The sequence below is a fragment of the Pseudomonas sp. MF08817 genome, from assembly GCF_059862705.1.
In genome coordinates this window covers 1-8,706 of record NZ_JCBCUY010000070.1, presented here as the reverse complement: position 1 = coordinate 8,706, position 8,706 = coordinate 1, and the positions used below count along the sequence as shown (strand labels likewise).

The following is an 8,706-nucleotide window of genomic DNA, read 5'->3' as shown; positions in this document are numbered from 1 at the left end:
GGCGGCACATCCTGCTGAACGGGCATTACACCTTCCAGACTGACGGCAAGTTCATCGACCTGGATGCGCTCGTGGCGGGACTGGAGCTGGGCTGACGGAAATTTCTGGGATTCCGGCGTACAACCCCTTTATGAACACTACAGGCCACATAACATAAGGCGTCTAGACGACCTCAAAGGTTTAAAAAGGGAAAAGTAAAAAGCGCGGCTCTGCCGGGGCACCCCTACGGGGTTCCCCCACTTCGTGGCTCCCCCTCCGGTAATAATGCCCAGCCTGCCGGCTGGAGACTTTGTTTATGCGCTCCAAGGAGCGCTGTGACGCCTCTGCTAGCAAGGATCATCCAAACGCCTGCTGCGGGCTCACAGACGACAAAGGCGAGTAATCAGGGGATAACAGCGAGCCGGATTTCAGTGTCGTCCTGATAAAGTGATGTTGCTATTAATCTTGTCTGTGCAAGCATTCGCTCTGGATCTGATTCCAGGGAGTGGGGCCCCCCTCAGGGGGTCGAGCTGGGTGAGCGCGTAGCGCGAATGCTTTTGGATTTTTGTTCTTTTGTTCTTTTGTTCCTTTCCTATGGCCCTTCTATTGCTAAAGCAATAACTGCAGCAATAGAAAAGCCAATAGAACGACTAATAGGTCATACACCGCTGAAACAGATCTATAACGCTCCATCCCTTCGGTCTGTCATGGGCGCCCTGCGGGACGCCCAAGCCTTACGGGGGAGCGCCCCGTAAGGCTTTTAGGGTTTCCGACTCGCTGCGCGAGCCTCCACCCTCTTTCCTCTCCTGCGCCCTGGACGGGCTTGTCTCGAAAATTCACCCGCGTGCGCGCCCGGCAAAGCCGGACCAACCTGCATTCTGCCATTGCGCGACGTCTCGTTGCGGTCCGTTGTCCCTTTCTCGACTGCTCCATCGCGAATCCAGGTTGGTCCGGTTTCACCTGACGCGCACGCAAGCGGTGCGGCCGGATGCTGCGCACCCTGGTTTCGCCCTGGACGGGCTGCACCAGGGCAGAACGGAAAAATTTGGCCTGGGGGCCATTTTTCCTCACCCCCCTCGTGGGCTCGGGTGGTGTCTGTCCGGCTGTTTCCGCCGTCTTCGCCGGCGGTTTATCAGAGCGGCTAAGGCCGCTCTGGACGCGTTACCATGCGATTTTCGCCTGGGAGCAAACCTTATGCAGCGTTTAGCCAAACCCTCGGACTACGTCCGGCAAGACGTTCTCGGCCAATCGACCTACGTGCTTCCTTGGGAGCCGCGGCTGTGCCCGGGAAACCCTGCGGACGATCCCGAGCTGGGCGCTCAGCTCTACAACGACTTTGCCTGCAACGCCGCCCAGGGCGTGACACCACGATCACCAGGCGAACAGCTGGCCGACATCATCGGGTGGACCATCGCCACGCCTGGAGAGGCTGCCCGTGGTTTGGCGGCGGACCTCGCTGCGACCTACCAGGGCAAGCATCAGTTTCGACTGGAGGATCTGCAGCATTGGGACGAGGAAACCAAGCCGCATCGAGCGCACCTGATTTTTCACAATGAGGGATTACGTGCGTTATCGGCGAGGACCGTCATGGCTCTGCGTATTCGTGCTGAAGGTTTGTCAGTCCAGTAAAGCAGGTGATTACACGGGCTCCCCGGCCAGCCTTATCCGGTGCTGGTCCCTAATAAGGGACCAGTTGTGATATAATGAATACACGTATCACATAGGAGGCTACGACATGGCCACTTCCATCCGCCTGGCGCCTGAAACCGAGCAACGTCTCGACTTTTTGGCGAGCAGCACCGGGCGCACCAAAGCCTATTACCTGCGCGAAATCATCGACCATGGCCTGACCGACTTGGAGGATTACTACCTTGCGGCGGAAGTCCTGGAGCGGGTTCGTAAAGGTCAGGAAGCCGTGCATTCGGCAGCGGACGTAAGGAAAGACCTTGGTCTGGACGATTGATTACACCGACACGGCCAAGACCCAGTTGCGCAAGCTCGACAAACAGGCGGCCAAGCGCATCCTCGACTTTATGGATGAACGCATCGTCGGCCGCGATGACCCACGCAGCACGGGTAAGGCCCTCACCGGCCCACTGGGTGGGTTATGGCGGTATCGCGTCGGTGATTTCCGGGTGATTTGCGACATCCAGGACGGCGCCTTGCGGATTTTGGTGGTGCAACTGGGCAACCGCCGTGAGGTTTACCGGTAACTAAAAGCCATCCACCCACCCTTCCGCCAACTGATTACACTGTGCCATCACTACAAGGAGTAATACCGATGGCTGATTTTTTGATTGGTGATGTAAAGCAAGTGCGTGAGCTGACTCAGCAAAGCATGGTGAATAGCCACCTCAAAGCTGGTTGGGTGTTGTTGAGTGCGGTATCGGCCGCATCGCAGGAAATGGATGGCGCCGTGTCGCGTTATATTTTGGGCTGGCTGAGTGATGACGAGCCGTTGCCGGATTACAAGTACTAAGCAGTTCGAATAACGCCGCTTATGGTAAATCCCTGGTTCCCAGACATGGACAAAATCCAGCAGCACGCGATCACTCACCCTACAAAGACAACAAAGAGCACTAATCGCCTTGGGCTCAAAATCCAACCGCCACAACCGTGCTCATGCCCTCGCCAGCTATTGTGGCAGGCAACAAACTAACGAAATTTTTAGGAGCTACAGAAATAGTAAAATTACTCTATACAGGGATCGACTTGGCTCTAGAGCTTAACTGTCAATATTCATAAGCACCATTCTGAGTGTTTCCAGTTATTGTTAAAATTTTTGGTAAATCCACATAAACTCCAGGGTTTGTTACTTGAAATGTGCACATGACCACGTTAGGCATCGTTTCTACAGCATTCAAAATACTTATTTCTTTAAGTTTAAGGTTTTTCTTGTTGAGAATATCGCTTAGAAAATAATTGCATGAGTTTATTAGTTTTTTGTTGTACGCCTCTTGTGCTTTTTGCTCATTAGCCTGCTGCTGCTTTAATTCTTTTTGTTGGGCTTGCATGGCAGATTCTTCAGCTTTGCCTTCTGGAGAGTCCAAATATTTTTGATATTTATCTAAAACCTGACGTCGGTACTCTGCTGCGGCCTCTTGCTTGGTCTTCTCTTGTGCGACTTGATTTGATTTGGCCGAGTTAAAAACGCAACTCCAATTAATGTCATAGCCAAAATCACTTATGCACTTTGGATACTTTTTTGTTAGACATTGTTTGTCTACTGGGACGCGAGCAAGCACGTCTGGGTAAGCAGACTGATATATGCACTCAGGTGCATCACTCTTTAAAAAATCGAACGGCTCTCCTCTGTTAACAATCTGTTCAGTGTTAGAAGTGGTCGCGCAACCGCTTACGGTTATTATTAATAATAATAGTACTATTGACCTCATCATGCATAATCTCTTAATTATTGCGTTAAGTTGATTTCAGATAAAAACTACAGATTGCGAATCTTAACTCAGCGCTTCGCGCTTCGAAGCCAGCTCGATACATCACCATTAAAACTGGCGCAATCAGAGCGTGTTGCAAATTGCTCTAAACCGATTTGGGTAATTTCAAAATAAGAATTTTGAAGACCTTGCTTGACTAGATTCACTGCCGGCTTGCCTCTATAGTGTTCAATTAAAGCCCATTGCGTGGCAAGGATATTAAAAATCTCATCTTTCATGCTTGGCTTGTACTTTGAAATCTCACCAGATAAAGACATGCAATCTGAAATTCTTTGAATCGATTTTGTTTTTATGAACTCAATTGTATTTGGAAAATTATTATAGGCCGTGACTTCGGTGGTATTTTTTTTATTTCCCTTAAGCTCTTTTTGATCTTCTCGAATTTTTTGCATCCGGGCTGCTTCTTGGCGCGAATTATACTCCTGCCGCTGATCATTATCTGCGATCTGATCTTTTGCTTGCTGCGCATCAATCCAGTATTCGGAGTTGTCCTCTAAGCGAATTTTAACGATCCCGCCATGCTCAGTACTATGTAAAATATAAAATTTAAGTTCTGCTCTCGGGGGGAACCTCCCGCAACCTTGTTCTCCTTTACTTTGGACATAGTCGCGAACAGAGGTGTCGTCAGCAGTTGAGTAAGTCTTAACGAGACCACTTGCATCCTCCGGCGTTTCGCAGAAATAAATCGAGTTCCCCTGTTCAAGAAGCCTTTCGTCAGCAGCATTTGCAAGCCCGGTAATTATGAGAGCCATGGATGCAATACTTGCGACAGATGTGATCTTCACTTGGTAACTCCTAAATGCCCTAATACTCTGCTGCGCCTAACGATCAGGTTAAAAGGCTGTGCACGTAGCTCCGGAGAGCAAAGCGAACGACTTAATCCGACCCGAAGTAGGCAGCAAACTTTGTCTATATGTGTCGCCACTAATTTCGTAGACTTTTCCGAGCCTCAATTCTTAGCTGACAGCATTCTAGCAGCAGCGGTTGTGGGAGGGGGGGCTGTCACGCTGAGCGCCTCATCGCTGTCGCTTTAATCCTAAGTTATGCGACACACGCGCATCGTCAGGTTCTGAGGGCTTTCGTCTGTCGCATAAGTCAGTCGCAGGTGCTAGATTACCTGCAACGACTAATGCGACAGGTGTCCCCATGGAAAATGCAGGACAGCAGATTGGCTACGCTCGGGTTTCGACGCAAGGTCAGGAGCTGGAGCAGCAACGGATCGCTTTAGGGCAAAACGGTTGTCAGCGGATTTTTGAAGAGAAGGTCAGTGGGGCCAAGCAAGACCGCCCCGAACTTAGTCGGCTGCTCGATCACCTTCGCCCTGGTGATGTACTGACTGTGACGCGGTTGGATCGCTTGGCCAGGTCAACCACCGACCTGCTCCACATTGCAGAACGACTCAAAACCTTAGGTGCAGGTCTGCGTTCGCTTGCTGAGCCTTGGGCCGATACGACGTCTCCAGCTGGGCGTATGGTGTTAACGATCTTCGCCGGCATTGCTGACTTTGAGCGATCCCTCATTGGTGAGCGCACCAGTGCTGGCCGTGCTGCTGCCAAAGCTAAAGGCGTTCGATTCGGCCCAAAACCTGTTTTAACCCCAGAACAGATCGCCCATGCACGACAGCTGATCGACGGGGGGCAATCGGTTTCCGAAGTTGCACGGCTCCTAGGCGTTCATCGAGCCACGCTATACCGCGCACTGCCTCAATAGGTAGAACGGGAGAGACAGGATGAACAGCACGGATTCGGTACCGCGATTTATTGAGCCGGGCGACGACCAGGACGAGTGCCTGGCGCTGCCGCTCTACGTCACCCGCCAAGTCGATGACGAGACCCGGCGCGCTCAGGAGGCGCGCAAGCGGCTGTTGGCGGCTGCTGTACTGCAGTAGCAGAGGACCGACGCCTTAAACAACGGCTGAGCGTATGCAAAACAACCCCAAAAGAACGGTAGAAAAAGGCACGAGAACGGAAAAAGAACAGCAGGCGCAACGGATTAAGTCGGCTGAATAGGCGGGCAAGATAGGTGAAGTAGGCCTACCGGCCCACTTCACAGCTTGTCCATTCGCCTGCGGCTCAATGGAAAGTTTCGCGGGCGCGAAATGGTTACTTGGCCATTTGGGCACCAGTTGTATAACAAGTGCTATACAAAATTCTCCAGGTTTTGTGGGCTAAATCATTTGTTTTGTATCACAACTGTATAGCGTCAAAGAATTATTAGTTTTTAATAAATTTTTGAAAAATAAAGGTTTTTTCCATCGCCTGAGGTGCGTGATGTGTATTGAGATTTTGACCCTGTTAAGGGGGAAAATCTGGCTCTTCAAAGGGCGTAAAAATCATTCAGGTCGAAGACCGTGGCCAGTCGATGGCAGGTAAGGTGCAAAAGAGGTGCAGGGTGGGTGCAGGGTGGGTGCAGACCAGGTGCAAAACGGGTATAGAGCTGGTGTAAAGAGAGGCGGAAAGGGTGCAAAAAAAGCCATCGATCTACGATCCAGGGGCGGCGTTAACCAATCCAGAAACCAGGGCCGTGTTTATTGCGGATGCTTTAGCGACCGGCCATGCCGCTCATATTGTGGCCTCCATAGGTGTGGCTATCAGCGCATTTGGGGCGGCCAAAATGGCGAGTCTGACCGGGATCACCGTGGCAGATCTGGAGCAGCTCTTTGGTACCCATGGCGATCCGGACCTTTATCGCTTGATGAAAGTGCTACACGTGCTGGGGGTCAGTTTATCCGTGACTGCAAGAACGCAGTGACGCGTCACGTGACGGCACAAAACCATGCGCGACCCTTATATTGAGCTACACTGTGGCCCAATATAGGAGGACTACCCATGTCCACAAATGCTGTCGTTCGTGCTCGTATCGATGAGCACATCAAAGAAGAAGCCGCTGCAGTACTTGCGACAATGGGCTTAACGGTTAGCGATGCTTTCCGCATGATGATGACCCGTATAGCGCAGGAAAAGGCGCTGCCATTCGAGCCGTTGGTGCCCAACGCCAAAACCGTTGCCGCGATGAAAGAAGCGCGGCGCGGAAAGCTGCAAAAGTTCGCCACCATTGATGATCTGATGGCGGATTTGCATGCGGACGATTGAGAGAACCAGTCAGTTCAAGCGAGATTTTAAGCGAGAGGCCAAGGGGCCGCATCGAGCTGACTTGGAGCCGGGCGGCCTGTTCATCAAGATTGTCACTGCCCTGATGAATGACAAACCGCTGCCGGAAAAACATCGGGATCATGCTCTGACTGGTAACTGGAAAGACCATCGGGATTGCCATATCAAACCGGATTGGCTGCTGATCTACTGCAAGCCCGACGATGAGCGCTTGCAGCTTGTGCGACTCGGATCACACAGCGAGCTGAGCCTATGACCAGCCAGGCTAAAGAGTGTGACGCGTCATATGACGGTAGAGCACCATGCGTCACACCATAGATGAAGCCGCGTCACTGATCGGCAGAACGCGCCGGTCCATATACCGGGCAATGACCGAAGGCCGTATATCATATGGCTTAGAGTCCGATGGACGTCGCTATATCGACACCGCGGAGTTACTGCGTGTGTACGGTGCTTTCGAGCCAGCGTCACAGAGCGTCACAGTGGAAATGTCACACGGCGTCACAGTGACTGGCGACCTCGGGGAGATCATCGCCAGGGCGGTGGCAAAGGCCGTCGCTGAAGCGGTGGAGCCATTGCGGCAAGAGATCGAGAAGCTACGCCTTGATAATGCTGAGCAACGCCTTATTGAGCACAACCCTGAGCCTCAACCTGAAAAAGCGCCAACCCCGGGAAAGCCAAAATTACCCGGGCCTGCCAAGTCTTTTTCCGATCTACTGGCCGGACTGGCCGATTAGTCTCGACGGTGACGATCTAAACCCAGTCCGACCCACGTACATCAATCCAGTCATTCAGCCAGTGCCAAGGTGATCTGGTTGAGTCTGGCATGTGCTGCTTCCCAGCTCTCACCAGGACGAGCGCGTTTGGCAACCTCAGCGTCTGTCAGCTTGCCAAGCTTTTGCTTCACCGGCACGGATGTTGGTTCTGGTTTGATGGCAAAGATCAGATGGGTGACGGTGCGTCCGGTCTTGCGCTGTGTGTAGCTCACACGAATATCGCTGTATTCGTTGATTTGTGCCACGGCTGTATCTAGGACTCGCTTTTTAAAGTCCTTAATTGCCTTGTATTCGTTGGTAAGGCCGAGACTTTCGCGCAGATTAGCGAGTGCCAACTCGCGTTTTCCGATTGTGAGGTACTGCACCAGTAGCTCGTAGAGCCGTACAGCGTGAACGCTCGACATGCCACTGATTTTCTCCAAACGGTATGACGTGAACTCGGACTCGAGACGTGTGATGTAGGGGATCACCCGAGGGGCGAACGTCAACTGAATTCGGCCTGTTCCGTCGATGTAAGCCTTGTCGCTGATCCATCGGGTTGTGACAGTACGGTCCTTACCGGTGTCCGGATCGGTGTCATAGATCGTCACCGAGCGGTCGAACAGGTCGCCCATCGCTTCTTTAAGTTGTCCGTAAACCTTGGTTTCGTTGGTCCCGAATGCCTGAGCGAAATCGCTCGCTGCAATCGTGACTGGCTTATCTGGCGAAAGGCCCAGCTGTTCGTCGCGACTACGACTGATGGCAAACAGGATGATTTGTTGTTCGACCAGGTTGAGCCGGTAGCTAGCTTCGACAAGCCGGTTAGATTTGACAACAACTTCGCTTTTCTCAGCCATCAGTAGTCCTCGTGGGGAGATCCACCATAGCATAAAAAGGACTATTTAATACAAGTCCCTTAATACCGCAAATCTGTCCCTTTATGACCGCAAATCTGTCCCTTTATGACCGCAAATCTGTCCCTTTATGACCGCAAATCTGTCCCTTTATGGAGGCTGTATGCCACGTAATACGTGGCATACAGCCCGACTAAAAGCTTTTAAAAGCATTAAAAGCATTAAAAGCATTAGTCCGAGTTACCCACAGCCATTTTTCCCTCACATAACGAACAAGGAATGAATAAGCGCCGAGCTTGCGGATTTCATGACTATTCGGACACTTTAAGGCAGGCAGCGACGCAGGATTTATCACTATCACTGACCTCTTTTCTCGAAGCAAAGAGATCTTCGTGGCGCGTATATGACAACAAATCCCTCCCTTTATGGGGATGTAAGCCGGAACCCCAGAAATTTCCGTCACCCTAGTTGGGTGGGCTCAACACTCGTGTCACCAGCTACCTTCTGGAGAATCGAGCTCGGCCATCCCTCCCTGGACGGGCATCGCTCGACG

At 51.9% G+C, this 8,706-nt stretch carries 13 protein-coding genes; 10 read left to right on the top strand and 3 right to left on the bottom strand.

Annotated features, from left to right (window positions below):
* Window positions 1-1,173 precede the first annotated feature (1,173 nt).
* The 4 genes from AC19YR_RS24220 to AC19YR_RS24205 all read left to right on the top strand — a co-directional run bounded on the left by AC19YR_RS24220 (window position 1,174) and on the right by AC19YR_RS24205 (window position 2,458).
* A complete protein-coding gene (locus AC19YR_RS24220) occupies window positions 1,174-1,608 on the top strand; it encodes a hypothetical protein (RefSeq protein ID WP_048403042.1) in 435 nt (144 codons plus the stop codon).
* A gap of 106 nt (window positions 1,609-1,714) precedes the next feature.
* Window positions 1,715-1,942, top strand: a complete 228-nt coding sequence (relB, locus tag AC19YR_RS24215; RefSeq protein WP_048403041.1) for a type II toxin-antitoxin system RelB family antitoxin — start codon at window positions 1,715-1,717, stop codon at window positions 1,940-1,942.
* The gene (locus AC19YR_RS24210) at window positions 1,926-2,192 is read left to right on the top strand and encodes a type II toxin-antitoxin system RelE family toxin (protein ID WP_048403039.1); all 267 of its coding nucleotides are present in this window, start codon (window positions 1,926-1,928) and stop codon (window positions 2,190-2,192) included. The genes relB and AC19YR_RS24210 overlap by 17 nt, the downstream gene beginning before the upstream one ends.
* 68 nt (window positions 2,193-2,260) lie before the next feature.
* Window positions 2,261-2,458: a hypothetical protein gene (locus tag AC19YR_RS24205; RefSeq protein WP_048403037.1), complete on the top strand. Its 198-nt coding sequence runs from the start codon at window positions 2,261-2,263 to the stop codon at window positions 2,456-2,458.
* A 253-nt stretch (window positions 2,459-2,711) separates the two neighbouring features.
* Here the strand turns inward: AC19YR_RS24205 and AC19YR_RS24200 are convergent, their stop codons facing one another.
* Complete coding sequence (locus tag AC19YR_RS24200) at window positions 2,712-3,377, bottom strand: cell envelope integrity TolA family protein (protein WP_070413662.1); 666 nt, start codon at window positions 3,375-3,377, stop codon at window positions 2,712-2,714.
* A 65-nt stretch (window positions 3,378-3,442) separates the two neighbouring features.
* Entirely contained in the window at window positions 3,443-4,219 is a 777-nt protein-coding gene (locus AC19YR_RS24195) for a hypothetical protein (RefSeq protein ID WP_070413663.1), read from the bottom strand.
* Between the two features lie 361 nt (window positions 4,220-4,580).
* On the opposite strand from AC19YR_RS24195, the gene AC19YR_RS24190 reads away from it, so the two are divergent.
* The 6 genes from AC19YR_RS24190 (at window position 4,581) to AC19YR_RS24165 (ending at window position 7,281) form a co-directional block, all read left to right on the top strand.
* Window positions 4,581-5,144: a recombinase family protein gene (locus AC19YR_RS24190; RefSeq protein WP_024265240.1), complete on the top strand. Its 564-nt coding sequence runs from the start codon at window positions 4,581-4,583 to the stop codon at window positions 5,142-5,144.
* A 19-nt stretch (window positions 5,145-5,163) separates the two neighbouring features.
* Window positions 5,164-5,322, top strand: a complete 159-nt coding sequence (locus tag AC19YR_RS24185; protein ID WP_024265239.1) for a hypothetical protein — start codon at window positions 5,164-5,166, stop codon at window positions 5,320-5,322.
* 572 nt (window positions 5,323-5,894) lie between these two features.
* Window positions 5,895-6,185, top strand: coding sequence for a helix-turn-helix domain-containing transcriptional regulator (locus tag AC19YR_RS24180; RefSeq protein ID WP_024265238.1), 291 nt, complete (start codon window positions 5,895-5,897; stop codon window positions 6,183-6,185).
* Between the two features lie 77 nt (window positions 6,186-6,262).
* Entirely contained in the window at window positions 6,263-6,526 is a 264-nt protein-coding gene (locus AC19YR_RS24175; protein WP_024265237.1) for a type II toxin-antitoxin system RelB/DinJ family antitoxin, read from the top strand.
* The gene (locus tag AC19YR_RS24170) at window positions 6,513-6,800 is read left to right on the top strand and encodes a type II toxin-antitoxin system YafQ family toxin (RefSeq protein ID WP_024265236.1); all 288 of its coding nucleotides are present in this window, start codon (window positions 6,513-6,515) and stop codon (window positions 6,798-6,800) included. Before AC19YR_RS24175 ends, AC19YR_RS24170 begins: the two co-directional genes overlap by 14 nt.
* A 46-nt stretch (window positions 6,801-6,846) precedes the next feature.
* A complete protein-coding gene (locus tag AC19YR_RS24165) occupies window positions 6,847-7,281 on the top strand; it encodes a hypothetical protein (RefSeq protein ID WP_024265235.1) in 435 nt (144 codons plus the stop codon).
* 50 nt (window positions 7,282-7,331) lie between these two features.
* Here the strand turns inward: AC19YR_RS24165 and repM are convergent, their stop codons facing one another.
* Window positions 7,332-8,156: a replication initiation protein RepM gene (repM, locus tag AC19YR_RS24160; RefSeq protein ID WP_024265234.1), complete on the bottom strand. Its 825-nt coding sequence runs from the start codon at window positions 8,154-8,156 to the stop codon at window positions 7,332-7,334.
* Between the last annotated feature and the right edge of the window lie 550 nt (window positions 8,157-8,706).

Bases quoted from the DNA above. Each gene is read 5' to 3' on its own strand.
- AC19YR_RS24200 (WP_070413662.1), bottom strand. From the start codon at position 3,377: ATGATGAGGTCAATAGTACTATTATTATTAATAATAACCGTAAGCGGT.
- AC19YR_RS24205 (WP_048403037.1), top strand. From the start codon at position 2,261: ATGGCTGATTTTTTGATTGGTGATGTAAAGCAAGTGCGTGAGCTGACT.
- AC19YR_RS24220 (WP_048403042.1), top strand. From the start codon at position 1,174: ATGCAGCGTTTAGCCAAACCCTCGGACTACGTCCGGCAAGACGTTCTC.
- AC19YR_RS24170 (WP_024265236.1), top strand. From the start codon at position 6,513: ATGCGGACGATTGAGAGAACCAGTCAGTTCAAGCGAGATTTTAAGCGA.
- relB (WP_048403041.1), top strand. From the start codon at position 1,715: ATGGCCACTTCCATCCGCCTGGCGCCTGAAACCGAGCAACGTCTCGAC.
- repM (WP_024265234.1), bottom strand. From the start codon at position 8,156: ATGGCTGAGAAAAGCGAAGTTGTTGTCAAATCTAACCGGCTTGTCGAA.
- AC19YR_RS24165 (WP_024265235.1), top strand. From the start codon at position 6,847: ATGCGTCACACCATAGATGAAGCCGCGTCACTGATCGGCAGAACGCGC.
- AC19YR_RS24175 (WP_024265237.1), top strand. From the start codon at position 6,263: ATGTCCACAAATGCTGTCGTTCGTGCTCGTATCGATGAGCACATCAAA.
- AC19YR_RS24185 (WP_024265239.1), top strand. From the start codon at position 5,164: ATGAACAGCACGGATTCGGTACCGCGATTTATTGAGCCGGGCGACGAC.
- AC19YR_RS24190 (WP_024265240.1), top strand. From the start codon at position 4,581: ATGGAAAATGCAGGACAGCAGATTGGCTACGCTCGGGTTTCGACGCAA.